Origin of the sequence: Longimicrobium terrae (assembly GCF_014202995.1) — a bacterium.
Taxonomy (GTDB): domain Bacteria; phylum Gemmatimonadota; class Gemmatimonadetes; order Longimicrobiales; family Longimicrobiaceae; genus Longimicrobium; species Longimicrobium terrae.
In genome coordinates this window covers 227,520-253,775 of sequence record NZ_JACHIA010000005.1, presented here as the reverse complement: position 1 = coordinate 253,775, position 26,256 = coordinate 227,520, and the positions used below count along the sequence as shown (strand labels likewise).

20 protein-coding genes and 1 tRNA gene are annotated in these 26,256 nt (G+C 70.7%); 7 read left to right on the top strand and 14 right to left on the bottom strand.

The window, feature by feature from the left end:
* Positions 1–249: 249 nt before the first annotated feature.
* The 6 genes from HNQ61_RS11225 to HNQ61_RS11200 all read right to left on the bottom strand — a co-directional run bounded on the left by HNQ61_RS11225 (position 250) and on the right by HNQ61_RS11200 (position 6,849).
* Positions 250–2,685, bottom strand: coding sequence for a lytic transglycosylase domain-containing protein (locus tag HNQ61_RS11225; protein WP_170034536.1), 2,436 nt, complete (start codon positions 2,683–2,685; stop codon positions 250–252).
* 260 nt (positions 2,686–2,945) lie between these two features.
* Positions 2,946–3,395, bottom strand: a complete 450-nt coding sequence (locus tag HNQ61_RS11220; protein WP_170034534.1) for a hypothetical protein — start codon at positions 3,393–3,395, stop codon at positions 2,946–2,948.
* A 17-nt stretch (positions 3,396–3,412) separates the two neighbouring features.
* On the bottom strand, positions 3,413–4,024 hold the full coding sequence (locus tag HNQ61_RS11215) for a nucleotidyltransferase domain-containing protein (RefSeq protein WP_170034532.1): 612 nt from the start codon (positions 4,022–4,024) through the stop codon (positions 3,413–3,415).
* A gap of 155 nt (positions 4,025–4,179) precedes the next feature.
* Positions 4,180–4,253: transfer RNA gene (locus tag HNQ61_RS11210), tRNA-Met, on the bottom strand.
* A gap of 266 nt (positions 4,254–4,519) precedes the next feature.
* Entirely contained in the window at positions 4,520–5,560 is a 1,041-nt protein-coding gene (locus HNQ61_RS11205; protein WP_170034530.1) for a hypothetical protein, read from the bottom strand.
* The gene (locus HNQ61_RS11200; protein WP_205761468.1) at positions 5,557–6,849 is read right to left on the bottom strand and encodes an esterase-like activity of phytase family protein; all 1,293 of its coding nucleotides are present in this window, start codon (positions 6,847–6,849) and stop codon (positions 5,557–5,559) included. Before HNQ61_RS11200 ends, HNQ61_RS11205 begins: the two co-directional genes overlap by 4 nt.
* A gap of 171 nt (positions 6,850–7,020) precedes the next feature.
* On the opposite strand from HNQ61_RS11200, the gene HNQ61_RS11195 reads away from it, so the two are divergent.
* The 4 genes from HNQ61_RS11195 (at position 7,021) to HNQ61_RS11180 (ending at position 13,001) form a co-directional block, all read left to right on the top strand.
* Complete coding sequence (locus HNQ61_RS11195; RefSeq protein ID WP_170034528.1) at positions 7,021–8,367, top strand: erythromycin esterase family protein; 1,347 nt, start codon at positions 7,021–7,023, stop codon at positions 8,365–8,367.
* A gap of 626 nt (positions 8,368–8,993) precedes the next feature.
* Positions 8,994–9,740: a YqjF family protein gene (locus HNQ61_RS11190; RefSeq protein WP_170034526.1), complete on the top strand. Its 747-nt coding sequence runs from the start codon at positions 8,994–8,996 to the stop codon at positions 9,738–9,740.
* Positions 9,741–10,320: 580 nt separating this feature from the next.
* The gene (gene idi / locus HNQ61_RS11185) at positions 10,321–10,866 is read left to right on the top strand and encodes an isopentenyl-diphosphate Delta-isomerase (RefSeq protein ID WP_170034524.1); all 546 of its coding nucleotides are present in this window, start codon (positions 10,321–10,323) and stop codon (positions 10,864–10,866) included.
* 77 nt (positions 10,867–10,943) lie between these two features.
* On the top strand, positions 10,944–13,001 hold the full coding sequence (locus tag HNQ61_RS11180; protein ID WP_170034523.1) for a M3 family metallopeptidase: 2,058 nt from the start codon (positions 10,944–10,946) through the stop codon (positions 12,999–13,001).
* Positions 13,002–13,121: 120 nt separating this feature from the next.
* Here the strand turns inward: HNQ61_RS11180 and HNQ61_RS11175 are convergent, their stop codons facing one another.
* The 8 genes from HNQ61_RS11175 to HNQ61_RS11140 all read right to left on the bottom strand — a co-directional run bounded on the left by HNQ61_RS11175 (position 13,122) and on the right by HNQ61_RS11140 (position 19,536).
* Positions 13,122–13,529 carry an ExbD/TolR family protein gene (locus HNQ61_RS11175; protein WP_170034522.1) on the bottom strand — a complete coding sequence of 136 codons (408 nt, stop codon included), beginning with the start codon at positions 13,527–13,529 and terminating at the stop codon, positions 13,122–13,124.
* A gap of 39 nt (positions 13,530–13,568) precedes the next feature.
* Entirely contained in the window at positions 13,569–13,994 is a 426-nt protein-coding gene (locus tag HNQ61_RS11170; protein ID WP_170034520.1) for an ExbD/TolR family protein, read from the bottom strand.
* A 146-nt stretch (positions 13,995–14,140) separates the two neighbouring features.
* Entirely contained in the window at positions 14,141–14,596 is a 456-nt protein-coding gene (locus HNQ61_RS11165) for an ExbD/TolR family protein (RefSeq protein WP_170034518.1), read from the bottom strand.
* Positions 14,597–14,672: 76 nt separating this feature from the next.
* Positions 14,673–15,152 carry an ExbD/TolR family protein gene (locus HNQ61_RS11160; RefSeq protein WP_170034516.1) on the bottom strand — a complete coding sequence of 160 codons (480 nt, stop codon included), beginning with the start codon at positions 15,150–15,152 and terminating at the stop codon, positions 14,673–14,675.
* Between the two features lie 3 nt (positions 15,153–15,155).
* Positions 15,156–15,845 carry a MotA/TolQ/ExbB proton channel family protein gene (locus HNQ61_RS11155; RefSeq protein ID WP_170034514.1) on the bottom strand — a complete coding sequence of 230 codons (690 nt, stop codon included), beginning with the start codon at positions 15,843–15,845 and terminating at the stop codon, positions 15,156–15,158.
* A 123-nt stretch (positions 15,846–15,968) separates the two neighbouring features.
* Positions 15,969–16,748, bottom strand: a complete 780-nt coding sequence (locus HNQ61_RS11150; RefSeq protein ID WP_170034512.1) for an energy transducer TonB — start codon at positions 16,746–16,748, stop codon at positions 15,969–15,971.
* A 434-nt stretch (positions 16,749–17,182) separates the two neighbouring features.
* Complete coding sequence (locus HNQ61_RS11145; RefSeq protein ID WP_170034510.1) at positions 17,183–18,598, bottom strand: HD domain-containing phosphohydrolase; 1,416 nt, start codon at positions 18,596–18,598, stop codon at positions 17,183–17,185.
* The gene (locus HNQ61_RS11140) at positions 18,595–19,536 is read right to left on the bottom strand and encodes an MBL fold metallo-hydrolase (RefSeq protein ID WP_170034508.1); all 942 of its coding nucleotides are present in this window, start codon (positions 19,534–19,536) and stop codon (positions 18,595–18,597) included. Before HNQ61_RS11140 ends, HNQ61_RS11145 begins: the two co-directional genes overlap by 4 nt.
* 192 nt (positions 19,537–19,728) lie before the next feature.
* On the opposite strand from HNQ61_RS11140, the gene HNQ61_RS11135 reads away from it, so the two are divergent.
* From HNQ61_RS11135 to HNQ61_RS11125, 3 genes are all read left to right on the top strand, one after another.
* A complete protein-coding gene (locus HNQ61_RS11135) occupies positions 19,729–21,546 on the top strand; it encodes a stage II sporulation protein M (RefSeq protein WP_170034506.1) in 1,818 nt (605 codons plus the stop codon).
* Positions 21,547–21,863: 317 nt separating this feature from the next.
* Positions 21,864–23,945: an EAL domain-containing protein gene (locus HNQ61_RS11130; RefSeq protein WP_170034504.1), complete on the top strand. Its 2,082-nt coding sequence runs from the start codon at positions 21,864–21,866 to the stop codon at positions 23,943–23,945.
* Between the two features lie 223 nt (positions 23,946–24,168).
* Positions 24,169–26,058 (top strand): EAL domain-containing protein, encoded by a 1,890-nt coding sequence (locus HNQ61_RS11125; protein WP_170034502.1) that lies wholly within the window; start codon positions 24,169–24,171, stop codon positions 26,056–26,058.
* Positions 26,059–26,256: the final 198 nt, after the last annotated feature.

The window sequence follows — 26,256 nt, the reverse complement described above, 5'->3', positions numbered from 1 at the left end:
ACCATCGCCAGGCGGATCATCGGTCGAAGAACGCCGTCCAGACAGCCTCCGTCGGCTATCGCCACGCAGGCATCACCCGGCGCATCGTTCGACGATCATTGCTCGGAATCATCGTCCACGGTTCCTTCGACGGACCGCAGTCCGACAGGTCACGCGCCCGATGATCATCTCCGAACATTGATCGTCCGACTACCGGCGCCCGACGATCATCATCCGAAGATCATCGTTCGATGACCGGCGTCCGGCGGATCAGCGGTCGCCAGCCAGACCGGGCGAGCGGGATCCGCCGTACAGCCGGCGATAAACCGCGGCGTTGCGCAGCACCACATGCACGTACTCGCGGGTTTCCGCAAAGGGAATGCGCTCGCGAAAGGCGTCCACGTCCGCGCCGTAGCCCAGCTCGCGGCGCCAGCGGTCCGCGCGCGACGGACCGGCGTTGTACGCGGCCAGCGCCAGATCGCGCTTGCCGCGGTACCGCTCCAGCTGGTCGCCCAGGTAGCGCGCGCCCATCCGCAGATTGATCTCGGGAACCGCCAGCAGGCTCGCGTCGAAGTTGCTGACGCCCGCGTTGGGCGCCAGCCACGCGCCGGTCGCCGGCATGATCTGGCTGAGCCCCGTCGCGCCCACCCACGACTTCGCGTCGGGCCGAAAAGACGACTCCTGCCGAACCAGCCCGGCCAGCAGATACGGATCCACGTCCGCGCGATCCGCTTCCGCCGTCAGCACGTCGCGGAACGGAAAGGGGAACACGACGCGCAGCAGCCGCGCGTCCCACTCGCCGTTGCGGCGCTCCAGCAGCGCGCGGCCCAGGCGGATTCCCTCCACCGGATGTCCGCTGGTCGTCAGCCCCTCGGCGAGCGCCAGCAGAGCGGCGGGACGCGGGGTCAGCCGCACGGTCTGCCAGTCCAGCTCTTCCTTCCACTCCGTTTGCAGCCCCAACCGGTCCAGCACTTCCAGCCTGCCGAGCGCTTCCTTGGCGTCGCCTGCGTCGCGCGGGGTGGCGGGCCAGGCGCGGTTGTTGGCCAGCGCGCGGGCCAGCGGGTCGGCCCCGGAGCGGTCGCCCGCGCGGATGGCGAAGTACGACACGGGATCGGCGAGGATCGCTGCCCCGTACATGGAGCGGGCCCGGTCGGCACGGCCGGCGCGCTCGTGCTGCACGCCCACCTTGTACGCCAGCTCCGCCGTCGTTTCTCCGGATGGATACCGCGCCACGTACGACTCCCACGCCGCGGTCGCGCCGGTGGGGTCGCCCGCCTTCTGCCGCCGGTCGCCCAGCCGCATCAGCGCCTCGCGCGCGTCCGGCGACGCGGGAATGTCCGCCGCGCGGCGGTAGTAGGCGATCCCGGTCTCCACGTCGCCCGCGGCGTCGCCCAGCAGAAAGAGCGCGGTTCCCGCCGCGGCCGTGCCGGGACGGCGCTCCGCCAGCTTGCGGAGCTCCGCAAGCCCGGCGCCCGCGTCCACGCGGCTGAGCGCGCGCGCGGCGTACAGTTCCGCCTCGGCGGCCTGCGCCGGATCGGACAGATCCGCGCCCAGCCCCGCAAGAACTTCGCGCGCGGGACGGAAGTCGCGCTCCTCGTACAGCAGGCGTCCCAGCCGCAGCCGCTGCGCGGGGTCGCTGGACGCGCCCGCCCGGATCGCCGCGCGCAGGCTGCGGGCGGCCAGGCCGGGACGGTTCGCGGCCTCATAGGCCGCGGCGCGCGCCATCTGCTCATCCGCCGTGCCGCCGTCCGCCACCTCGCCCAGCCGCGTCGCCGCGCGCAGGCGGAGCGCGGCGGGGACGGACGTGTCCGCGCACAGGCCGCGCAGCACCTGGCGCGCCTCGTCCGGGCGGCGCGTGTTCACCAGAATGCGCACCCGCTCCAGCGCCAGCTCGGCCGCGTGCGGGTCCGCCCCGGCGGAGCGCAGGAGCGACTCTTCGCGCGTCAGCCGCTGCAGGGCAAAGACGGTGTCGCCCTTGGCCAGCCGGTAGCCCGCGTCCGCGCGGGCAAGCCGGACGCGGACGGCGGCGCTGGTGCTGGGCGCGTCCGCGATGCCCGGCGTGCGGGGATCGCCCGCGCGCGCCAGCGCTTCCGCCTGCAGCACCCGCATCCAGTCGCCCTGCGCGCCCAGTTCGCCCGCGGCGTCGCCGAACGCGTCCGCCGCGCGCGGATCCTTCTTTCGCGACAGCGCGCGGCCCATGCGCGCGCTGGCCTCCGCCTCGCGCGGGGCGTTGCGGACCGCGCGGTAGCGCCGGTATCCGTCCGCCGCGCGCGACCAGTCGCCGCGCGCTTCCTCCGCGCGGGCCAGCAGGAACAGCCCTTCGCCGCCGCTGCGCTCTTCCAGCCAGGTCTGGCCTTCCAGCAGCCGGCGCACCTGGGCCCATCCATCCCATCCCGCCGCGGCGCGGGCGGCCATGAGCACCACCGCGTCGGGCGCCTCGGACGGATCTTTTACGAAGCCGCGCAGTTCCTTCCACGCCGCCCACGGCCGGTTCGCATCCAGGTGCTCGCGCGCGGCCTCCACCGCCACCGCCATGCGCGCGTTGGTAAAGCGGGGAACGGGGTCGCCGGGAAGGGATGGCGAAAGCGCCGCCACGCCCGGAACGGCGCGCATCAGAGCGCGCTCGCCAGAGGCGTTGCTGATGGCCAGCCCCGTGGAAAGTCCCACGAAGGCTGCCCAGAGCCGTGCGGTTGGATGTCGGGTCATGCGTACCACGAAGACTGCGGGCGGAGCGCGGACGGCCCCGGTGAGCAAGGGGCCGCGCGCGTGCCGCGCCCCCCTCGCCTGGGCGAAGAAAGCATGATCCGTTCCCCAAAGCCAGCGTGGACAGTGGGTTACGGGAGGGGTGCGGCATGGGTGCGATGAACGGCGTACCCCCGGAGTGCGGGACAAGGTTCCCGCGGGAGTCTCTGCAAGTGACTGTGGTGCCGCGAGATGCCCGAAATTCCGGCGAGGCGGCGAGCGCGTCAGTCCGGGAACGGCGGCGGAGCAAGCGCGAGCCGCGGCCTCTCGGCGATCAGCCACGCCTCACCCGCCGCGAACAGCTTTCGTGCGGCGGCGGTCAGCGCGGAAAGAGCCGCTTCATCGGTCGTGCGCTCCCAGTCGTAGATGGCGCCATGCCGCTGCTGGCGGATCACGTTCAGGTCGCGCGCGGCGCCGGAAAGCGCACCAGCCCCGAGGGCCGCTACAGCGAAGAACGTGTGGTGGTGATGGCCGTCTCCGCGCACCCGGTGCCCAGAGGCACGCACCACGGCGGTGGATGCCTGCAGCGCTCCCTGGTACAGCAGTGTGAACGCTGCATCCGGATCCAACCGCGGAAGCATGGAACTGTTGAGGCTCCGGACGGCCTTGTTCCATATGCCTTCCACCTCGGAATCGCTGGCTTGGCGTTCTTCCAACTGGCGGCTGTCCAGCATCAACTGAATGCGAGTATTCACGCCGGCTCCAGTACGGGAATGCTCTGCGGGCCGCCGCGGATCCAGATCCTGGGCGCGGCAAGAACATCTTCAACGAATGCGTTCCCCGACTCCAGCCGGGCGCTCAGTTCCTCCGCGTCGTACCCGATCACGTCGATCTCACGGCCAATCAGGATCGGCACCTCGGCAAGGACGCGTTCTGTGGCTGCGCGTGCTGGCTGCTCCGCGACAATGAACACGTCCACGTCGCTTTCCGGAGCCGCGGTGCCCCGCGCGGTGGATCCAAAAATGAAGGCACAGGTGATCTCCGGAAGGCCGGCCAGAGCCTCGCGGATCACGTCGGATGGCGCCGCGCAGGCTTGAATCAGAATCGCCCACGCGCGCCATGATGGATGTGCATCGTTCGCGGTGTACAGCGACCGGCCCGGCTCATCCGTGCGCGCCAGCGCTCCGATCGCGGTCAGGCGACGGAGTTCCGCCTGTACGGAGGCGCTTGGAAGCCCGGTTCGCCGCATCAGTTCGCGGATGTGCAGGCGCTCGCCGGGATGCACGAAAAAGAAGATGACCAGCCGCGCCATCGACATCGATGGAAAAATCAGGCGCAGCGATGATGGTTCGGAATTGCTCATCCAGCCTCGCAACGGAGTGTGCCAAAATTTAGCACAGGATCATCGCTCGCGGAAGCGCCGCCTTTTCCCGTCAGCGTGGGTCATGAGCCGGGATGGAAAGCGAGGAAAGCAGAACACGCCTTCGCACCGGAAAGGTACGAAGGCGTGTTCTGTAGTAGCGGGGGCGGGATTCGAACCCGCGACCTTCGGGTTATGAGCCCGACGAGCTACCAGGCTGCTCCACCCCGCGACGAGTGCACATGACCGGAGACTGTGTTTGAAGCCAGATCAAGTTTCTGATCAGGTGGGTGACCCGTCGGCGGCTTCTGCGGCATCCTTGCGGGCGCTGCATCCATCGCCAGAGTGGGCCCCCGGCTTCAATGGAGTCGGCTCAAACAAGGGAGCCTCCGGTCTCGTGCGTGCTGTAATTATATACTTATCAATCACTTAGGTCAACCCCCAGCGCTCTGCCCCGCCGATAGACTCTCATCGCCAACGAACCGTCGTTCCTATTCCCTACTCCCTATTCCCTATTCCCTTCACCGCCCGCCACCCGCCCCACGCCAGCAGCCCCGCGCCAAGCCCGGCCGCCGCCGCGGCCAGCCCCGGCCGCTCCAGCACGCGAAGCGCCAGTTCCAGCCGCCCCGCGAGCACCTCCGCACGGGCGCGGAACTCGGGCACGGGCTCGTGCACGTTCCAGTCGAACGTCGTCAGCCGGGCCAGCCAGCCACGGTCCACGCATCCCTCCAGGCTGAACACGTGCAGGTCGTCCGTGTGGCGCCGGGCAATGCGCAGGTCGCGCGCGAACTCGTCCCACGACAGCGACGGCGGCGGGCGCAGCCCCTCCTCCACCCCGCCGCCCGTGACGCCGATGGCCACCGCGGGAAAGTGCTCCGCGTACAGGTCCAGCAGCCCCGGCCCGTACGGCCGCACGAAGCTCGTGTACAGCATGCACACCTCGCGGTCCACCGCCACGTCCAGCATTCCCGTCAGCCGCTGAAGCGCCGCCGTCCCCGCGCGCCGTTCGTGGTGGATGAACGGAAACACGTACGCATCCACGGGATAGCCGTCCGCGCGAATGCTGGCGACCAGCCCCTCGTACGTGGCGCGCGCCTCGTCGATGCGGGCGAACAGCCGCGGAACGCCGCGCGTGAGCAGCGTCCACGGGTTGGCGCGCGCGTCGCGGACGTCGTGAATGCTGGGCTCGATGTCGATGCCCACGCGCTCCCACCGCAGCCCGTGCCGCTCCGTCCACGCGCGGAACTCGTCATAACGCGCGCAGACCTCGCCGCCGTTGCCGCTGTGGCACCAGTACCCGCCCTCTTCAGACAGCAGAATCCACGCGTTCAGCGGAATCCCGCGCTCGTTCAGCATGCGAACGACGGCGGCGCGCTCGTCGCTCAGGTCCATCAACCCCAGCGTGACCGTCGCCTCCAGCTCGGCCAGAAGGAGGGGGACGCGCGCGTCGGCGAACAGGCGCGCCAGCGGCTCCGGCCGCAGTTCGCAGAAGAACGACAGGCGCGGCAGGCCGGGACGCATGGTACCGGAATCCGTCATCGGCGTGCTCCCGCGAGCGGGTCCGCACACTCCGCCGGCCGGCCCACGCCGCGCGCCAGGTTCAACGGCCGCGCAAGGCGGATAAGGATCATCTCCGTCGCGTCCTTTACGTCGCGCCCGCGCCCGCCGGTGGCGGGATAGTTGTTGTCGTTCATCACCAGAAGCGTGCGGCTGTCCATCACCAGCAGGTTCTCGATGGTGATGTACGGCAGCCGGTACGTCGTGCCGAATCCGCCCAGGCGGTGCGGATTGGCGATGTCCAGCAGGTCCGCCACGAGTTCCTTGGATACCACGCCCTCCGCGTCCGCGCGCGCCAGGTCGACGCGGAAGACGCGCTTGAACGCGGCGCTGTCGCCGAACGCGTTGTCGCGCTCCACGATCAGGAACTCGTGCTCGTTCACCGCCGCCATGTCGCCGATGGAGTGCGACGGGTCATCCAGCGGAAAGTAGCGGATGGTGTCGCCGAAGGTGCCGCGCGCGGGATCGAACGTGTACAACCGCAGCCGGCCCGCGGGGTCGCCCGCCACCGTACCCTCCAGCAGCGCGAGCAGGCCTCCGCTCTCCGGCATGCGCGCCATTCCTTCCACCCCGCGCGAGCCGCCCAGGTTGGCGCCGCCCGCCGCGCCCGGCGCCGTGCCCGTGGCCGTCAGCGCGGGATTCTGCGGCGAGCGTACCGTCCCCGCGGCGCCGTTGGGAAGCGGGATGGGCGGCGCGAGCAGCCGTCCGTCCGCCGAAACGTGCAGCAGAAACGGGCCGAACTCGTCGCCCAGCCAGAACGTGCCGTCCAGCGCCGCGACGATGGACTCCGGGTCCAGGTCGCCGCCGGTGAGCAGCCGGTCGCCGACGAATTCGCGAACGAGAAGAAAGGGAACGCGCCTGTCCGGGTCCGCCAGCGGGATGAAGCCGTCGCTGCGCAGCCGGCCCGCGCCGCCGCGCGCGGTCTGGAACTCCGGCGTCAGACGGTAGATGCGGAGCAGCGCGTCCGGACTGTTGGCGCGGGTGCCGAAGCCGTTGTCTCCCGTCGACCAGAAAGCGCCACACGCGGGCCCGAACTGGATTCCGCTGAACCCCTGCACCGGCTGCGACGGAAAGCGCGGTGAGGACGCACGCACACCCTGCGCGTCGAACTGGCCGGAGGGCGGGCCGTCCGTGAACGTGTCCGCCGCCATCCGCGCCCATCCCGCCAGCTCCGCCCGCTGCGCCGCGGCCGCATCCACCGAAGCCGCCACCGCCGTCACCGCCGTCACCATCGCCAACCCCATCATCCGCCGCACGCCCGATCCGCTCATCATCCCCATCCACGGTAAACCGAAAACTCAGCCGCGCCGACCGGCGGGATAGTAGCGAGACGCGGGCCGTTACGCTCGCCGGGCACGTCCGTCATCCACGCCCAACGCTGTGCTCGGGGTGGCATGGACGGTGCGCGCCCGCCGCGATCCACGCGAACGGGAGGGAGGCAGATGGCGAGACGGGTGGAGGAGCGGAACGACGAGGCGGCGCTGGCGGCGATCCGGGCGGCCGCGATCCCGCTGGCGGGGCCGGAGGGGAACTGGGACGCGCTGCTGGATCTGGTGGGCGACGCGCAGTTCGTGCTGCTGGGCGAGGCGACGCACGGCACGCACGAGTTCTACCGCGCCCGCGCCGAAATCACCAGGCGGCTGATCACCGAACGCGGGTTCACCGCCGTGGCCGTGGAGGCGGACTGGCCGGATGCGTACCGCGTGAACCGCTACGTGCGCGGCATGGGCGACGACGCCACGCCGGAACAGGCGCTGGGCGGGTTCAAGCGGTTTCCGCAGTGGATGTGGCGCAACGACGACATCGTGGAGCTCGTCGCCTGGCTGCGCGACCACAACGCGGGGCTGGGGGATGACGGAACCCAGGCCGGCTTCTACGGCGTGGACCTGTACTCGATGTTCTCTTCCATCGAAGCGGTGATCGGGTACCTGGATGAGGTGGATCCCGAGGCGGCCCGCCGCGCGCGCGAGCGCTACGGCTGCTTTCACCGCGTGGGCGGCGGCGATCCGCAGTCGTACGGGTACGCGGCGGAACTGGGCATCACCCGCGCGTGCGAAGACGAAGCTGTCCGGCAGCTGCAGGAGCTTCGCGCACGAGCCGGCGATTCCGTGGGCGGCGCGGAGGACGAGCTGTTCTTCGCGGAGCAGAACGCGCGGCTGGTAAAGAACGCGGAGGAATATTACCGCAGCATGTTCGCCGCGCGCGTGTCGTCGTGGAACCTGCGCGACTGCCACATGGCGGATACGCTGGATGCCTTGGCCGCGCACCTGGAGAGCAAGGGGATCGCGCCGCGGATCGTGGTGTGGGAACACAACTCCCACCTGGGCGATGCGAGCGCCACGCAGATGGGGCGCGAGGGCGAGTGGAGCGTGGGCCAGCTCATGCGCGAGCGGCACGGCGACCGCGCGCGGCTCATCGGCTTCAGCACCTACACCGGCACGGTGACCGCCGCGTCGGAGTGGGACGCGCCCGCCGAGCGCAAGAAGGTGCGGCCGGGGATGGAGGGGAGCTACGAAGCGCTCTTCCATCAGGCGGGCATCCCCAACTTCTTTCTGCCGATCACGGACGGCGCCGTGGCCGATGCGCTGCGCCCGGACCGGCTGGAGCGGGCGATCGGGGTGATCTACAAGCCGGAGACGGAGCGCTGGAGCCACTACTTCCACGCGTCGCTCTCCGAGCAGTTCGACGGCGTGATCCACTTCGACACCACACGCGCCCTGCACCCGCTGGAGCGCACGCCCCTGTGGGTCAACGACGAGCCGCCCGAGACCTTTCCCAGCGGCATCTGACGCGCGCAGTTTGGGTTGATGGACCGCGGTGCCCTTCATCTACGCATCTCTCTGTGCGTCCGTGCGTCCGTGCGCACGGAGAGATGCGGGAGAAAGAAACCCCAGCCCCGGGGATCGACCACGCCATCGGACGCTTCCGCGGCTCTCCTGAGCGAATAAATCCGCCGCTCAAACAGCGGTAACCCCCGACACGTGGCCGCTGTCGCGTCCACGTTCGGGGCTTCAACTGCGCGGAGCCTGACGTCGGTTGAGGATGCAGTCTGCCGCGGCCTGATTCGTGTCGGCCAAGGAGGTTCTCACCGCGGAGCGGTAACCGGGGACGCGCACCGGCCCCGCCTCCGCACCGAACGGCTCCCCCTCCCCCGCTTGCGGGGCGAGGGGGCTGGGGGGAGGGGGGAGCCCGCCGCCGCACGTCACCATCCGGAACGCACGATTCTGGTGTGTGCTCCCTCTCCCACATCCGTTCGTGGGAGAGGGTCGTCGTGCGCAGCACGCGGGGTGAGGGCCACACCCGCATTCACCGGAAGCGCGCCCGAGCCGCCCGAAGCACCCTTGCCCGCCCTCCCCGCCCGCGCGACCTTCCCGGCGATACGCGGTCCGCGCTCCTCCATCGCCGTTCCTGCCCCATGGCCGACTCCGCTCCCGACGAACCCGCGCGCGGCGCATTCCTGACCGCGGAATGGCGCTGGCTGGCGATGCTGAACTACGAGATGCCGCCGGCCCTGCTCCGTCCGCTGGTGCCCGCGGGGACGGAGCTGGATGCGTGGAACGGCGTCACCTACGCCAGCGTCGTCGGCTTCCGCTTCCTGAACACGCGCGTGCTCGGCATCCCCATCCCGTTCCACCGCAATTTCGAAGAGCTCAATCTGCGCTTCTATGTCCGGCGCAAAGGCCCGGAGGGATGGCGGCGCGGCGTGGTGTTCATCAAGGAGATCGTGCCGCGCATGGCCATCGCGGCGGTCGCGCGCTGGGTGTACAACGAAAACTACGCAGCCCTCCCCATGCGCCACCGCGTGACCGTGCGGCCGGGCACGGGCGGCGATGTGGAGTACGGATGGCGCCACCGCCGCCGCCCGTCGCTGCTGCGCGTGGCCGTCACGGGCGATTCCGCGCCGCTGGTAGCGGGATCGGAAGAGGAGTTCATCACCGAGCACTACTGGGGCTACGCGCGCCAGCGGGACGGCGGCTGCGTGGAGTACCAGGTGCAGCATCCGCGCTGGAACGTGTGGCGCGCCGAATCCGCCGTGCTGGACGGCGACGTGGGCGCGCTCTACGGCTCCGCCTTCGCCGAGTGCCTGTCCGGCCCGCCGCGCTCCGCCCTGCTCGCCGACGGCTCCCCCGTCACCGTCCGCCGCGGCGTCCGCATCGTCTGACGCGATGGGTTCTGCGCTCTCCGGATGTCGCCCGCTGATGGACCGCGAGCCTGGGATGAGCAACGGGATGTACTGCATCGAACAGGTGTGGACCTTTACCGTCACAACAGCAGGCGGACGGTGCCACAGGCCGACCGCGCGCTGAGGTCTCGCTTTCTCGCGCGACAGCGGGGAGAGGGCCGGGGAGAGTGGGCCCTCTCCGGCCGCGGCACAATCCGAAGTGTGAAGTCGTTGCAGTTCCCCCCCTCTCCGTGCGGCAGTTTGCACGGGGAGGGGCCGGGGGAGGGGCCTCCCCGGCCGCCGACGTACAAAGCTTTCCGCAGAAAATCGGGATCGAGCGCTCCCTTGCGTTCGCGCCCCCCATCCGGCCGAATCTCTGGACGGGACCCGCCCCGGTGCGCGGAACGATCCGCCTCCGCCGGACGTACAGATCCGGACCGCATCAGAGCACGCACGCATGGGGCGATCTGCTCCAATCCGCCGCCCCGGCGTGAGCGGCGGCCCGGAGGTTGCGGCCGTCGGATGTAGAATGTTCGTTCAGCCTCCGCCGAATCTTCGGCGGTCACGGGAGCGGAGCCGCATGGAAGAACGCGTCGTGCTGGTCGACGAAAACGATGCCGAAGTGGGAGTTCTGGAAAAGCAGCTTGCCCACACCGAGGGGCGCCTGCACCGCGCGCTGTCCGTCTTTGTCGTAAACGGCGAGGGGCAGATGCTGCTGCAGCGCCGTGCCGCGTCCAAGTACCACTCGCCCGGGCTGTGGACCAACACCTGCTGCTCGCACCCGCGCCCCGGCGAACGGGTGGACGCCGCCGCGCGCCGCCGCGTGCGCGAAGAAATGGGCTTCGACTGCCCCATGGAGCCCGCCTTCACCTTTGTGTACCGCGCCGACGTGGGGCAGGGGCTGGTGGAGCACGAGTTCGACCACGTCTTTCTGGGCCGCTGGGAGGGCGAGCCGAACCCCGAGCCCGGCGAGGTGGACGGGTGGCGCTGGGCCTCGCCGGAGGAGATCGAGGACGAGATGCGCGCCGACCCCGCCGCGTTCACGCCCTGGTTCCGCATCGTCCTGGCCCGCCCGGAATGGGCCCGCACCGTGTCCGGCTTCGCCGCCCCCGCACCCGCGGCCTGAACGCCCGCGCTGGCCCGCGCCGTGCGGTTCCGCCGGTCCGTCCGCCCCTTTCAACCGCACCCCTCGTACTTGCGCACATGACCGCTCGCACCGACTTCGCGGACCACGACAATCCCCTGCTGCGGACCGAACTCCCGATCCCCTTCGACCGGATCCAGGCGGAGCACGTCGTTCCCGCCGTCCGCGCCGCCCTGTCGCGCGCCGAAGCCGAACTGGAGGCCATCGTCACCCTCGGGGGCGAGCGGACGTACGAGAACACGGTGCTTGAACTGGAGGAGGTCAGCGAGCGGATGGGCCGCGTCACCCGCCCCGTCTCGCACCTGATCGGCGTGCACGATACGCCGGAACTGCGCGCGGCGTGGCAGGAGATGGTTCCCGAGATCTCCGCCTTCAACGCCCGCATCGCCCTCAACCCGGGGCTGTGGAGCGCGGTCAAGGCGTACGCGGACACCGAAGCCGCGCGGGCGCTCACCGGCGTGCGCGCGCGGCACCTGAAGAAGATGGTGCGCGCCTTTGTGCGCGCCGGGGCGGACCTGCCGGACGAGGCCAAGTCGCGCATCGAGGCGCTGCGGGTGGAGCTGTCGTCCGTCGCGCAGAAGTTCGCCAACAACGTGCTCGACGCCACAAACGCGTTCGAACTGGTGGTGACGGACGAGGCGGAGCTGGAGGGGCTGCCGGAATCCGCCCGCGCACAGGCGCGCGCCGCCGCGCAGGCCAAGGGGGTGGAGGGGTGGCGCTTCACCCTGCAGATTCCCTCCTTTCAGCCGTTCCTGCAGTACTCCGCGCGGCGGGATCTGCGCCGGCGCATGTACGAGGCGTACAGCAATCGCGCCTCTTCCGGCGAGCACGACAACCGCCCGCTCATCCGCCGGCTGCTGGAGCTTCGCCGCGAGCTGGCGGGCGTGCTGGGATTTCGCGACTGGGCGGAGTACACGCTCGAGGAAAGCATGGCCGGCAGCGGCGACCGGGCCATCGCGTTCGAGGAGGACCTCACCGCCCGCACCCGCCCGGCGTGGAACCGCGAAATCGCCGCGCTGCGCGAGTTTGCCCGCGACGAACTGGGGATGAGCGAGCTGGAGCCGTGGGACGTGTCGTTCGCGGCGGAGCGGATGCGGCTGGCCCGCTTTGACCTGGACGCCGAGGCGCTTCGCCCCTACTTCCCGCTGGACCGCGTCTTGGAGGGACTGTTTGAAATCGCGCACCGGCTGTTCGGCGTCACCGTGCAGCCGCGCGAACTGGCGGCCGTGTGGCACCCCGACGTGCGCTTCTACGATGTCGCGGACGAGGGTGGCAACCGGCTGGGCGGCTTCTACACGGATTGGTTTCCGCGCGAGGACAAGCGCGGCGGCGCGTGGATGAGCGGAATGATCCTGGGCGGCCCGCGTGCGCACGGGTGGGAGCCGCATCTGGGCTTCGTGGCCGCCAACGTCAGCCCGCCGGAGGGTGACCACCCCGCCCTGCTCACCCATCGCGAGGTGCAGACCGTCTTTCACGAGTTCGGTCATCTGCTGCACCACATGCTTTCGCGCGTGGAGATCGGCGCGCTGGGCGGCACCCGCGTTCCCACCGACTGGGTGGAGCTGCCGTCGCAGATCATGGAGAACTGGACGTGGGAGCGCCCCGCGCTGGACCTGTTCGCGCGGCACTGGCAGACGGGCGAGCCCATTCCCGACGCGCTCTTTGACCGCATGCGCGCGGCCCGCATCCACATGGGCGCCCACCATCAGATGCGGCAGCTGAGCTTCGGCACGGTGGATCTGGAGCTGCACGCGCGCTTTGACCCCGCTTCCGGCGAGGACCCGGTGGCGCGCGCGCAGCGGGTGATGGAAGACTTTTCGCTCGCGCCGCGCTTTGCCCGCGACCACTTCATCACCAGCTTCGCCCACATCTTTTCCGGCGGATACGCGGCCGGCTACTACAGCTACCTGTGGTCTGAGGTGCTGGAGGCGGACGCGTTCAGCCGCTTTGCCACGGAAGGGCTCTTCAACCGCGAAACCGGCCGCGCCTACGTTGAACACGTGCTGAGCCAGGGCGACGCGGAAGATCCCGCGGAGCTGTTCCGCCGCTTCATGGGCCGCGATCCGGACCCGGAGGCGCTGCTGCGCCGCAACCTGGGCGTGGACGCCGCCGCCTGATCTCGGTCTTCGGTGGATGAACAACGAGGCCGGCGCGCTCTCCAGAGCCGCCGGCCTCGTCCGTTTCCCTCATCTGCTCCCCCGCGCGTCCCCGCCACCCCCGCGTCCCTCCGCGAGCGCTCAGTTCGCCGGACTCAGCCCGATCACCTCGGCTCCAGCCGCGCGGCCCACGTCCACCGCCGCGACGATCTCGCCGTACGAGAGCGGTCCCTCACCCGCCACGAACAGCACCTTCCGGGGCCGCGGCGCCAGGATCGCCGCCAACTGCTCCCGCACCTTTTCTCCGTCCAGCGGCTGGTGATTGACCGCGTACCGGCCGCCCGCGCGCACCTGCAGCACCAGCGCGGTGGGATCGGTGCTGTCGATGGACGACGGCTCAGGCGGCGGCACCTGCACCACCAGCCCGCGCTGCAGCCCCATCTGCACCACCATGAACACGATCAGCAGCACCATCACCACGTCGATCATGGGCGTCATGTTGATCGTCGCAGTCAACCCGCCCCGCCGTCCGACAGTTCCCATCGCCATTGCATCCTCCCGGCTTTGCGTGAGAAGAATCCGCGCGGTTCAGTCGCGCGGCGGAACCGTGATGAGCCCCACCCGCCGAACGCCGTTGTCCGAGGCGGCACTCAGCACGGAAAGCACGTCCGCGTACGGGGCGTTGTAATGCGCATCCAGGTACACGGTCCCCCGGCGATCCTCCGGCAGCGCCCGCAGCGCGACACCCATCCAGTGCGCGATCTCCGTCCTCCGGACCGGACCGGCCGAAGGGGCGCCCTCCACATAGGCCAGATCGTAGGGGCCCAGGTAGACGGTCACCATGCCGCGCCGCATCTCCGCCGAGGTGCGTGCCTTCGGAGTGTAGTGGTAGGGGCCGTTCCCGGGCGTGATCACCATGGAGACGAGCAGCAGCACCAGCGCCACGCCGATGAAGGGCGTCAGGTCGATGCGGGCGAGCGGGTCGCGGAAACCGGCGATGGGGTCGCGGTGCATGCGGGGGGCTCCGGTGCGGGTGTACTGATCCAACGCACCGGAGTGCCCGTATTCTGACAGGGATGCACGAAAGCGAACCGGCGCCTTTCCCGCGAGGGGAAAGGCGCCGGTTCGTTGTCCATCAGCGTTCCAGAAGCGGCCGCGGCTTACTGCGCCGGCGGCGCCACCACGGTGGCCGGTCCCACTTCGGGACGCGGCACCAGGCCCACGATGGTGATGTCGGCCGCGCGGCTTGCGTCCACCGCGCGCACGACGTCGCCGTACGTAAGGTTCTCGGCGCCCTTGACGAAGATGACCTTGCGGGCCCGGCCGGTGAACACCTGGCGCAGGAACGGCTCCAGGTTGGCCGCCTCTACCGGCTGCCGGTTCACCGCGTACCGCGGACCGGGCTCCACCTCGAGCACGATCTGGTCGTCATCGGGCGGCTTCTGCGAGATTTCTTCTTTTTCCTTCGGGGGCGGCACCTGCACGACCAGACCGCGCTGAAGGCCCTGCTGCACCACCATGAAGATGATGAGCAGCACCAGCAGCACGTCGATCATGGGCGTCATGTTGATCTCGCTCATGGCGCCGCCCTTGCTCCCGCCGGCTCCCATAGCCATGGGATTGACTCTCCGTGCTCAGTGTCGGTGCCCCGCCGCGCCATACGGCGCGGCGAAGGCGAAAGGCTTCACGAACCTACTCGCGGCGGACGCGCGCCCCCGCGGGCAGTTCCGTGATCTGGCCGATGCGGCGTACACCCGCCCGGCGCGAGGCGTCGATCGCGCTCAGCACGACCGAGTACTCCACGCCGTTGTCGGCCTTGAGGTACAGGTTGTGGTCGCCCGGGCGCTTGGCGTACTCGTCGCGCAGCCGCTGCTCCAGCTGGGCAAGCGGGATCGGGCCCGGGTTCTGAACGTCTTCCAGCCAGTACTTGCCCTGGTTGTCCACACCCAGCGTAACGCGGTCTTCCTTTTCGGGAAGCGCCGTGCGCGCCTTGGGAAGCTTGGCCTCGTAGGCCAGCGACGGCGTCACCACCATGAAGATGATCAGCAGCACCAGCATCACGTCGATCATCGGCGTGACGTTGATGTCGGAGGTCACGTTCGAGGTCACGCCCGCCACGGTGGGGAGCGGCGATCCGCCAAAGGCTGCGCTTCCGCCATGTCCTCCAGCCATAGGTCAGTCTCCGTAGGTGGCGCCGCCCACTTCGCGGCGGGCCTGGCGCGTCATCATCCAGTCGATCATTTCGCGACCGGCGTAGGCCAGTTCCGAGAACAGCGTGTCGAGCTTGGCGGTGAAGTAGTTGTACAGCCACACCGCGGGGATGGCCGCCACCAGGCCGATGGCCGTGGCGATCAGGGCCTCGGCGATACCGCCGGACACGGCCTCAAGGCCGCCGCCCTTTTCCGACATGCCCATGAACGAGTTCACGATGCCCAGCGTGGTGCCCAGCAGACCCACGAACGGCGCCGTGGAGCCGATGGTGGCCAGCAGGCCCAGCCCGCTCTTGAGCTCGTTGGCCAGCAGGATCTGCTCACGCTCCACGGAGCGCTCGCAGGACACGATCGCGGCGCCGGCGGCGCGGGGATCGCTCAGCAGCGGGGCAACCTCGCGCAGGGACTCGCCCAGCACGCGGGCCACGTGCGACTTGGGGTACTGATCAGCAAGCGCCAGGGCTTCCGGAATGTTCTCGCTTTCCAGCGCCGCGGAGAAGGCGGGCGCGAACTGCTTGGTCGCGGCCGCCATCCGGCGGAACTGAAGCCACTTCCAGATCGCAACCGTCAGCGACGTGATGCTCATCAGGATCAGGAAGATTACGATGCCGCGGTTAAGCAACCCGGTGTCGGCCCAGATCTTCGCAATATCCATGGTTCTACGATCTCCTCAGCGCGCCTGCGCCTTCCGTGATGTTTGCCTGCTGTCCGGCGCGGACCTGCCCGGCCGCGCCGCCCTGGTGTCCTGCCGCGCCCCGGATTCCCGGGGCGCACGCGCTCAGCGCGCCACCTGCCACTGGATGGGGAGTTCCACCCACACCTTCACCGCCCGGTTGTTCACCTTGGCCGGACGGAACCGCAGCCGCTGAACCGACCGGATGGTCGGGTCGTTGAACTGCTCGTGCGACGAGTTGGTCACCTGGATGCTTTCGGCGTCCACGCGGCCGTCTTCCAGCACGCGGAAGCGGACCTGCACCGTGCCCGTGACCCCGGCGTCGCGCAGGAGCGGCGGATAGTTGCGCTCCAGCTGCCGCTGCAGCTCCGCCACGTTGGTGGGGCGGGGCTGTTCTTCCACCGCGGAAAGCTCGTAGGTGCCGACGTCGGCCGGGGCCTCGCGCTCCGCCGTGCTCTGCGCCACACCGCCCTCCACGCCCTTGGCTACGCCGCCTTCCTGACCCTGCGCGGTGAAGTCTTCGGGCGACACCGCCTGCTGGTTGGGGTTGGGCGGCGCGATGGTGGCCGGCGGCTCAGCCGGCGGCGTCAGCGTCTGGAACCCCTTCACCACGGGCGGCGCCGCGGCCGGCTCCGGCTCCGGTGGCGGCGGTTCCGGCTCCTTGGGCTTCTCCGGCTCCGGCTCCGGCTCCTTGGGCTTCTCCTCCTCCACCTCCACGAAATCGACCAGTTCCTCCTTCTCCCGGGACGCGCGCTCCGCGGCGTTCACACCGGCGGCCACCAGGCCCCCGATGAGCACCACGTGCAGCACTCCGGAGATGAAGACGTTGGTCGGCGACAGAAAGCCGGACTTTCGGCCCTCGGACGCGACGAGCTTGTTGAACATTGCCCTCCTCCCGCGTGGATCTCTGATTGCGCCCGGTAGGCGACCCCCGGCTCCGGATACCGAACGAACGATCGGCCCAGATTCTGACCGGCCCCCGGCAAGGTGATTTTCCCCGCCCCGCGTCCGGCAAGCGAACGTTAGATCGAAACTCCGCCACACACCCGGGAGGGCGCCTGACGGAGGGTCGTCCGCTCACGTACGGGAAAACCGCGCCGCGAGCCCTGCTGGCAGGGTTCGCCGGTTAAGGTGCACGGTGCTCCCGCCCCTGTCAAGCACCCGCCCCGCACCGATGTACGGGCTGCTCCGGCGCGAAGGAGGCGTACACTGCCCCGGATCGGGGGTTCCGAAGGGGAAGATGATGGTGTGAAACGAGTTGCGGCGATTCTGGCAGCGTCTCCAAACCGTTACGGAGCGCGCGGCGCCGGACGCTCCGATTACGCCGAAACAGCGGAAGAACCCACCACTCCGGACGGCCCCTCCGCGGGCGGCCCCAGCCCGGGATCGGCGTCCAGCGCCTGGCGCAGCGCATCCACCGAAACGGGGCAGAGCGCCGGGCCCGCGTCGCGCCCCAGGATCTCCAGCACCTGCTCGCGCGGGAGCGCCCCCCGGTACGGCCGCGCGGCGCTGAGGGCGTCGCACACGTCCGCCACGGCCAGAACGCGTGCGGCCTCGGAAAGAGTGGACGCCGGAATGCCCCGGTGGTAGCCCCGCCCGTCCATGCGCTCGTGGTGCGAGGCGGCCAGCTCCGCCAGCTCGCGAAAGGGGCCCACGCGGGCCAGAATGCGGTGCGTGTACTCCGGATGAAGGCGCATGGCGGCGAACTCTTCTTCCGTCAGTTTTCCCGGCTTGTCGAGAATGCGGTTGCTTACGCCCAGCTTGCCGATGTCGTGCAGCAGGGCGGCGCGGCGCAGGTCGCGCTGGGCCGGCGCGGAGAAGCCCAGAACGCGCCCGATGGCCTCGGCGTACGCCGCCACCCCTTCGGAGTGGCGGAAAGTATAAGGCGACTTCGCGTCGATGACGCGCGCGAACGCTTCGGCGATGCGGTCCAGCGCGCCGTCGTCGGCCCGCATCTCGCGCCCGGCGGGCTCCAGCGCGGCCACCCGGGCGCGCACGTCGCCCCGCAGCGCGTTCCAGAAGGCGGTGTCGCGGCGGGTGCCGTCCAGGACGCGGACCAGGGCGGGGTCGAACCACCGCCCGGCGCGCCGCCGCGCCATGGCCAGCGCCGCCGCAGTTCCGCGCGCGGCGTGAAACACCTCCACCGTCTGCGCCAGCGAGGCGATGCGCGCCAGCAGCGGAATCTCTTCCCCGCGCAGCCCCAGGGGCACGCCGCCGCCGTCCCAGTGCTCGTCCAGCGCGCGGATGGCGGCCGCGGTCTGGGTGGAAAGGCCCAGCATGCGGGCGATGTCGGCGCCGCGCTCGCAGCGGGCGCGCACCAGATCCGCGGTGATCGGGGGTCCGGCGACGATGCGCCATGCCTGCTTCAGCCGCAGGCCCACGGGCTCCCCCGGGCGCACGCTGCGCAGCACGTGCCGCAGCCCCGGGCCGCTGCGCCGCCAGTCCACCATCTTCCACGACCGCTTGACCGCGGGATCGTCCGCGCCGAAGAGGGCCGACGTTTCCGCCGCGTTGGCGGAGCACCCGGCGTCCTTCATCAACAGCGCGTAGAAGAGGGAGTCGCGGGTTCCGGCATCCAGCCCCAGCTCCTCGCCGATGCGCATTCCGATCAGGCAGGTGCGGATGGAGTGGCCTTCCGGCTGTCCCTCGGTAAGGTCCAGCGCGTAGGAAAGCGCGGAAATCACCTCGGAAAGCCGGAACCCCGGCGCCTCTCCCCGCTCCGTTCCCTCGGTCACCGCTGCTCCCGGGCGATGCGCCCGCGCTGCCGCAGCAGGCCGGCCGCCATCATGTCGTACGGGATGGTTTCCGCGTAGCGCCCCACCAGCGCCGGGTCGCCGCTCGCCTGCAGCAGCTCCGGGTCCGCCGACTGCGCCAGCGCGCGCGCCAAGCCGTCCCGGTCCTTGAGGTCGAACCGCTCCGCCAGCGCCGTCCACGCGCGCAGCCGGCTTTCCAGATCGTCCAGGTGCCACTCCGGATCGTGGATTCCGCCGAAGTGGGTGGGAAGGAGGATGCGGGGGCGCAGCGCGCGCAGCCGCTCCACGCTCGCCAGCCAGCGCCCGGTGTCCACGTCCGGTGGCGGGGTGGGGGGACGGACGTGCAGCGCGTGGTCCAGGCGCACCCCGCCCACGTCGCCGCTGAACACGAGCCCCGCGTCCGGGTCGTGCCAGGCGTGGTGGTGGTCCGCGTGGCCGGGCGTTTCCACCGCGCGCAGCGTGCGCCCGCCCACCCGCACCGCCAGGCCGTCCTCCGCGGCGTCGATGCGCTCGTCATCCACCGGGATCATGGTTCCCCACAGCGCCTCCATCTGGTCGCCGTAGATGCGGGCGGCGCTGGACAGCAGGCGCGACGGGTCCGCCAGGTGGTGGGCGCCCAGGGGATGAACGACGACGCGCGCCCGCGGGGCGATGCGCGCCAGGTGCCCGGCGCCCGCGGCGTGGTCCAGGTGAATGTGGGTGAGCAGGATGTGCGTCAGCTCCGCCGGGTCCCGCCCCGCCGCGCGGATGCCGGCCAGCAGCGTATCCAGCGTGGACGCCGGGCCGGCCTCCACCAGCGCCAGCCCGTCACCGTCCTCGATCAGATACGAGGCGATGAACCCCGCGCCGCGCCAACCGTGGTCGATGCGCGTGACGCCCTCCGCCTCCCGGTGCAGCCGCACCTCTCCCGTTTCGTGCATCCCGCCCGCCTTGCTGGTGATGATCCGGTATTTCCGCCCGCGGACGAATCTAGAGCCATCCGCGCGCCGGGTCGATGGAGGGCGCCCCTCGCCGCGCGATCCGCTCCGTGCGCACTCGCGGGGGTGGCGGGACGCGGATAGATTCCGCGCGCACGCGTCCGCGCACGCCTTCCCCGCCGATCCGCCCTCCGCATGACCCTGGTACAGACCGCCCCCGCACACGTCCTGGCCGACCGCCAGGTGGACGTGGAAACCCCCGAGCACGTCGCCATCGGCTACGAACTGGCGGACCTGGGCTCGCGCTTTACCGCGCTGCTGCTGGACGCGCTCATCCTCATGGGCTCGGTGTTCGGATTCGGCATCGTCGCCTCGCTCATCCTTTCCGCCATCGGTGCGGAGAACGTGGTGGGCGGCCTGGGGATGGGTGTGGTGACGATCCTCATTTTTCTGATGGTCTGGGGCTACTTCATCTTCTTCGAGGGGCTGCGCGACGGGCAGACGCCGGGCAAGAAGCGGATGGGGATCCGCGTGGTGCACGACGGCGGCTATCCCGTCACGGTGCGCGCCGCGGCCGTGCGGACCTTCATCAAGGTGATCGTCGACATCCAGCCCGGGGGTTCGTGCATCTTCGGCGGGCTGTCGATGATGCTGCATCCGCAGACCAAGCGCATCGGCGACCTGGCCGCGGGGACGGTGGTGGTGCGCGACCGTACCGGGCACGCCATCCCCGAGGAATCCACCGCGCCCGCCGGGCCGGCACTGGGCCCGCCGCGGATGAGCACGGAGGAGTTCACCGCCGTGTCCATGTACGTGCAGCGCCGCCTTTCGCTGGACGGATCGGTGCGCGCGGAGCTCTCGCGCAAGCTGATGGCGCGGGTGGAGCGGCACGTGATGGAGGACGCGCGCCGCACGGCGATGAGCCCGGACGCCTATCTCTCCCTGCTGCACCAGGAAGAGACGGAGCGCCGCCGGGCCGCGGGCGCGGGCGGGCGGGCGGGAACCGCGCAGGCCACGGCGCTGGTGCGGCGGCAGCGGGCGGAGTGGGCGGAGTACCAGAAGACGCTGGACGAAACGCGGCGCATGGGGCTGGACACGCTGGACGAGGGGCGCGTGTCGCGCTTTGCCACGCTGTACCGCGGCGTGGCGGCGGACCTGGCCCGCGCGCGGACGTACGGCGGCTCGCCGGAGCTCCTCTATTCCCTGGAGCGGATGGTGGGGACGGGGCACAACCTGTTCTACCGCCCGCCGCAGCGCACCTGGCGCCGGTTCCGCGACTTCGCCGGCGGGGGATTCGCGGCGCTGGCGCGGCGGCTGTGGAAGCCCATCGCCATCGCCTCCGTCCTCTTCTACCTCCCCGCCCTGCTCTGCTTCGCCGCCATCCGCGCGCGGCCGGAGATGGCGCGCGAGCTGGTGCCCGCGGAGATGATGGCGCGGGCGGAGAACGCGGCGGCCAAGGAGGCGCGCGGCGAGGGGTACGTGGAGGTGCCGCAGATCTTCATGCCCGTGATGGCGACGCGGCTGATCAGCAACAACGTGCAGGTCACCTTTCTGGCGTTCGCCGGCGGCGTGCTGGCCAGCCTGGGCTCGGCGTACGTGCTGATCATGAACGGCGTGCTGCTGGGCACCGTGGCCGCCATGTTCGCCAACGTGGGGCAGAGCCTGCACCTGTGGACCTTCGTGCTCCCCCACGGCGGCATCGAGCTCACGGCCATCTGCATCGCGGGAGGCGCGGGGCTGTGGATGGGCTCCGGCATTCTCCTTCCCGGCCGGCGCACGCGGCGCGAGGTGCTGGTGACGCGCGGCCGCGAGGCGGTGGCGCTCATCATGGGGACGGCGATGATGCTGGTGATCGCCGGGATGATCGAGGGCTTCATCTCCCCCTCGGACCTGCCGCGCGAGGCCAAGCTCGCGCTGGCCGCGGTCTTTGCTTCGGCGATGGTGGCGTACTTTGCGCTGGCCGGGCGCGGCGAGGCGGCGGTGGCGGCCGCGGAGCTGGCGGGGGAGAGATAGGGGCAACTGCAGGGAATAGGGAATGGGGAATAGGGAATAGGGCCGGCGGACGGGCGGAGCATCCGTCCGGGCGGCGGAGTTGTCCGGGGGGGATGGTCGGAAAAGGTCCCGTCCGGGCGGGATGCATCACGCTGGGATGGACGGCCGGCGCGGCTGCTCCGGCGGGGCGGGCGGGCCAATCTGGCGGATCGATGGCGGCCGGATTCCGCCGTGGCGTGACACACCGCAATCCGTTATCGTTCGACAAACATCACCCACATCACTGCTTGCGCCCGGGCCGGCACTTCGCCGCCCCGTCTCCTCGTCCCCGCCCCGCTGTGCCCGTCACCGACCGGCCGTACTCGATCCTCCCGCCGTCCGACGATCCGCCCGCGCTCCCCGGCCCGGAAGCCGCGCGGGGCGAAAGCGAGGCGTACTTCCGCTCACTGGTGGAAAACGCGCGCGACGTCATCCACGTCATCAACGCCGACCGCACCACGCGCTACATCACGCCCTCCGTCAAGCGCCTGCTGGGCTACGAGCCCGAGGAGCTGATCGGCGCCAACGTGATGGACCTGGTGCACCCGGAGGACGCGGCCCGCATCCTGGAAGAATTGGTCAGGGCGCGCGCCGTGCCCTCCACGGGGCTCCCGCTGGAGGTGCGCGTGCGGCACCGCGACGGAAGCTGGCGCATCTTCGAGGGCGTGGGGCGCAACCTGCTGCTGGACCCGGTGGTGCGCGGCGTGGTGGTGAACTCCCGCGACGTCACCGAGCGCCGCCGCCGCGACGACCAGATCCGCCGCCTGGCCGCCATCCCCGAGCAGTCGCCCAATCCCCTGCTGGAATGCGACCTGGCCGGGGCGCCGCAGTACGTGAACCCCGCGGCGGAGCGGCTGATTCTGGACATGCGGCTGGACGGGCCCGCCGCCCTGCTTCCGCGCGACCACGAATCGCTCATCCGCCGCTGCCTGCAGCAGTCCGCCGGAATCCGCCACCGCGAGGCCACCGTGGGCCCGCGCGTCTTTACCTGGACGTACCATCCGCAGCCGTCGCTGAACGCGGTGCACGTCTTTGGCGAAGAAGTGACGGAGCAGAAGCGGGTGGAGGACCGGCTCATTCACCAGGCGCTGCACGATCCGCTCACCGGGCTGCCCAACCGCCACCTGTTCATGGAGCGGCTGACGACGGCGCTGCTGCGCGTGCGGCGGCGGGAAAGCGGAGTGTGCGCCGTTCTCTTTCTGGACCTGGACCGCTTCAAGGTGGTCAACGACTCGCTGGGCCACCACGTGGGCGACGAACTGCTGAACGTGGTGGCCGACCGCATCCGCGCCGCCGTCCGCCTGACGGACACGGTCGCGCGCTTTGGCGGCGACGAGTTCGCCGTGCTGCTGGACGGCCTGGAAGCGGCCGGGGAAGCCACGCTCATCGCCGGGCGCGTAGCCTCGTCGCTGGCCGAGCCGGTCACGCTGGGCGACTACGAGCTGTTCACCGCGGCCAGCATCGGCATCGCGCTGGCGGAAAGCGGGGGCGAGCGGCCCGAGGACCTGCTGCGCAACGCCGACATGGCCATGTACCGCGCCAAGTCATCCGCCACGCTCAGCTGCGAGGTGTTCGACGCGGAGATGCACGCGCGCGCGGTGGAGCGGCTGTCGCTGGAAACAGACCTGCGCCGGGCGCTGAGCCGCGACGAGTTCAGCCTCGTCTATCAGCCGATTGTCTCGCTCCGCACGGGAGCCATGGTGGGGCTGGAGGCGCTGCTGCGGTGGGACCATCCGCTGCGCGGCCGCATCTCGCCCGCGGACTTCGTGGGGGTGGCGGAGGAGACGGGGATCATTCTTCCCCTGGGCGTGTGGGTGCTGAACGCGGCGTGCGCGCAGCTGGCGGAATGGCGGCGCGAGTTCCGCGACGCCCGCATCGCGCTCAGCGTCAACCTGTCCGCAAAGCAGCTGGGCCAGCGCGACCTGGTGGATGTGATCCGCGCCGCGCTCCGCGACACGGGACTGGACCCGCGGCACCTGAAGCTGGAAATCACCGAAAGCGCCATCATCGACAATCCCGGCTCGGCTGGCGCCATGCTGCGGCAGCTGAAGGAGATCGGCATCCAGGTGCAGATGGACGACTTCGGCACCGGCTACTCGTCGCTCAGCTCGCTGCACACGCTGCCGCTGGACGGGCTCAAGATCGACCGCAGCTTCGTGTCGCGCGTGCCCGGCGAACCCGCGACCACGCAGATGGTGGCCACCATCGCCACGCTGGCCCACGGGCTGGGGCTGGCCGTGATCGCCGAAGGGGTGGAGACGGTGGAACAGATGGAGCTGGTGCGGTCGCTGAACTGCGAGTACGCGCAGGGATACATGATCTCGCGCCCGCTGGACCCGGAGGGGATCCGCGCGCTGCTGGCGGAACAGCGGCGCTGGTAGTGCACAAGCCGCCACGAACGCGTTTTTTCGGCGGAAACACTGGCTGTCTGCTTTGGCCACGCGGTGACGGAATGCTTGCGCTCTGAACGGAGTGGACACTAGTTTGTCCGCTCCGTTCTCGTTGTCTGTCTCCTCCAGCCGACGTGTGGCCATGGTCCGCCTCTCCACCCAGCTCCGCCCGCCAGCGACACCATCCGGCACTTTCGGGCCGATACGTGCAGTCGTGGCGGATTCCGAGTGCCCGGACGGCATCCCCGACGCGCTCTTCCAGGCACTGGCCATGAGCGAAACCGTCGGCGTCGCGGTGTGCGACCGCGACTTCCGCTACCTGGCGTGGAACCGCTTCATGGAGCGGATGACGGGGCTTTCCGCGCCGTCTGTCCTGGGCCGCAACGCGCTGGAAATCCATCCGCACCTGCGCGACGAGCGGCTGGAGCCGGTGCTGCGGCGCGTGCTGGGCGGTGAATCCGTCTGCCTTCCCGACCGCCGCTACCACGTTCCCGGCGTGCGCTCCGGGTGGATCTGGGTGCAGTACGTTCCGCACCGCGCGGCGGACGGATCCATCGCCGGCGTCATCGGCCTGGTGCACGAGGTGCCGCCACGGACGGCGGAGGAGCGGGCGGACGTCCTGCGCGAGATGGCGGACTCCGCGTGGAACGGCGGCGGACGGATCGTGTCCGCCCAACTCGTTATCCCTGTGGCGGAGGCTCGCGTGGGCCCACGCGAGCTCCGCTGGTCGCGCCCTGTGCGGCGGCCGCTCCGCCGCGTGCACCCGTCCGGGGAGGACGGAGCCCCGCCGCGTGCGGCCGGGGAGCGCCCGCGCGGGGCGCTGCACGATCCGCTCACCGGGCTCGCCAACCGGCGCGGCTTCATGGACCGCCTGGAGGGTGAACTGGATCGCGCGCGGCGCGGAGACGGGGAGTTCGCCGTCCTTTGTCTGGACCTAGACCGCTTCAAGATCCTCAACGACAGCCTGGGACACCCCGCGGGAGACCGGCTGCTGGCCGCCGTCGCCGGGCGGCTGCGCGGGTGCGCGGGCGAGGCGGGCACGGTGGCGCGCCTGGGCGGGGACGAGTTCGCCGTGCTCCTGCCCTCGGTCTCCGTCCAGGCGGCGGTCCGCGCAACGGAATCCATCCACCGAGCCCTGACGGAGCCGGTGGTGCTGGAGGGATACGAGGTCTTTGCCTCCGCCAGCATCGGGATCGCGCCGGGCCCGGGGTGCGCGGGCGGCGCGGAGGCGCTGATGCGCGGCGCGGACGCGGCCATGTACCGCGCCAAGGCGGCCGGCCCCGGCGGCTGGGCCGTGTACGAGCAGGGGATGCACACCCGCGCGCTCGCCCGCCTGCGGCTGGAAACGGACCTGCGCCGCGCGCTGGACCAGGGGAGGATCAGCGTCCACTACCAGCCCATTGTCCATCTCGCCAGCGGGCGGATCACGGGGATGGAGGCGCTCGCCCGGTGGCGGCATCCGGAGCGCGGATGGGTGCCGCCGGCCGAGTTCATCGCCTGCGCGGAGGAAACGGGGCTCATTCTCCGCCTCGGCCGGCACGTGCTGGACACCGCCTGCGCGCAGCTGGGTGCGTGGAGCGCCGTGCTCCCCGCCGCCGGGGAGCTTTCGGTGAGCGTGAATGTTTCCGTCCGCCAGTTCGCGCAGGCGGAGCTGGCAGACCAGGTGAAGATGGCGCTGGAGCGCGGCGGCGTGGCGCCCGGCCGGCTCCGGCTGGAGATCACCGAAAGCGTGCTGATGGACGCGGGCGGCGACGCGCCCGCCGTGCTGGGCCGCCTTCGGTCCCTCGGCGCGGCGACGTGGATGGACGACTTCGGGACGGGATTCTCCTCCCTTTCCGCCCTGCACCGCCTGCCCATGGACGGCGTAAAGGTAGACCGCTCGTTCCTGGCGGAGGACGAAGCGCGCGGCGCGCCGGTGCTGGCCGCCATCGCGGGGCTGGCGCGCGGGCTGGGCCTGCAGACCGTGGCGGAAGGAGTGGAAACGCCCGCCCAGCTGGACCGCGTGCGGGCGCTGGGGTGCGACCACGCGCAGGGCTACCTGATCTCCCCCGCGCTGGACGCGGAGGCCATGCTCGCCCTGCTGGCTCAGGACCGCCGCTGGTAGCGCGGCGGATTTCGCGGAGTTTCCGCCGCGCGGAACGGACGATCCGCATGCGGAAACCGGCGGATTTCGCAAACGGACGGGCGGGCACGGGGGCGGCGGCGACGGTGGAATCGCGGTGGAGGGCGGGCTTTGCAGAGGCGTTAATCCCTCCGCGCGGCGCGGGGACGCGGGGCTTTGATTTTTCTACTTGGCGCGGCG

Bases quoted from the DNA above. Each gene is read 5' to 3' on its own strand.
- HNQ61_RS11225 (WP_170034536.1), bottom strand. From the start codon at position 2,685: ATGACCCGACATCCAACCGCACGGCTCTGGGCAGCCTTCGTGGGACTT.
- HNQ61_RS11220 (WP_170034534.1), bottom strand. From the start codon at position 3,395: ATGCTGGACAGCCGCCAGTTGGAAGAACGCCAAGCCAGCGATTCCGAG.
- HNQ61_RS11215 (WP_170034532.1), bottom strand. From the start codon at position 4,024: ATGAGCAATTCCGAACCATCATCGCTGCGCCTGATTTTTCCATCGATG.
- HNQ61_RS11205 (WP_170034530.1), bottom strand. From the start codon at position 5,560: ATGACGGATTCCGGTACCATGCGTCCCGGCCTGCCGCGCCTGTCGTTC.
- HNQ61_RS11200 (WP_205761468.1), bottom strand. From the start codon at position 6,849: ATGAGCGGATCGGGCGTGCGGCGGATGATGGGGTTGGCGATGGTGACG.
- HNQ61_RS11195 (WP_170034528.1), top strand. From the start codon at position 7,021: ATGGCGAGACGGGTGGAGGAGCGGAACGACGAGGCGGCGCTGGCGGCG.
- HNQ61_RS11190 (WP_170034526.1), top strand. From the start codon at position 8,994: ATGGCCGACTCCGCTCCCGACGAACCCGCGCGCGGCGCATTCCTGACC.
- idi (WP_170034524.1), top strand. From the start codon at position 10,321: ATGGAAGAACGCGTCGTGCTGGTCGACGAAAACGATGCCGAAGTGGGA.
- HNQ61_RS11180 (WP_170034523.1), top strand. From the start codon at position 10,944: ATGACCGCTCGCACCGACTTCGCGGACCACGACAATCCCCTGCTGCGG.
- HNQ61_RS11175 (WP_170034522.1), bottom strand. From the start codon at position 13,529: ATGGCGATGGGAACTGTCGGACGGCGGGGCGGGTTGACTGCGACGATC.
- HNQ61_RS11170 (WP_170034520.1), bottom strand. From the start codon at position 13,994: ATGCACCGCGACCCCATCGCCGGTTTCCGCGACCCGCTCGCCCGCATC.
- HNQ61_RS11165 (WP_170034518.1), bottom strand. From the start codon at position 14,596: ATGGCTATGGGAGCCGGCGGGAGCAAGGGCGGCGCCATGAGCGAGATC.
- HNQ61_RS11160 (WP_170034516.1), bottom strand. From the start codon at position 15,152: ATGGCTGGAGGACATGGCGGAAGCGCAGCCTTTGGCGGATCGCCGCTC.
- HNQ61_RS11155 (WP_170034514.1), bottom strand. From the start codon at position 15,845: ATGGATATTGCGAAGATCTGGGCCGACACCGGGTTGCTTAACCGCGGC.
- HNQ61_RS11150 (WP_170034512.1), bottom strand. From the start codon at position 16,748: ATGTTCAACAAGCTCGTCGCGTCCGAGGGCCGAAAGTCCGGCTTTCTG.
- HNQ61_RS11140 (WP_170034508.1), bottom strand. From the start codon at position 19,536: ATGCACGAAACGGGAGAGGTGCGGCTGCACCGGGAGGCGGAGGGCGTC.
- HNQ61_RS11135 (WP_170034506.1), top strand. From the start codon at position 19,729: ATGACCCTGGTACAGACCGCCCCCGCACACGTCCTGGCCGACCGCCAG.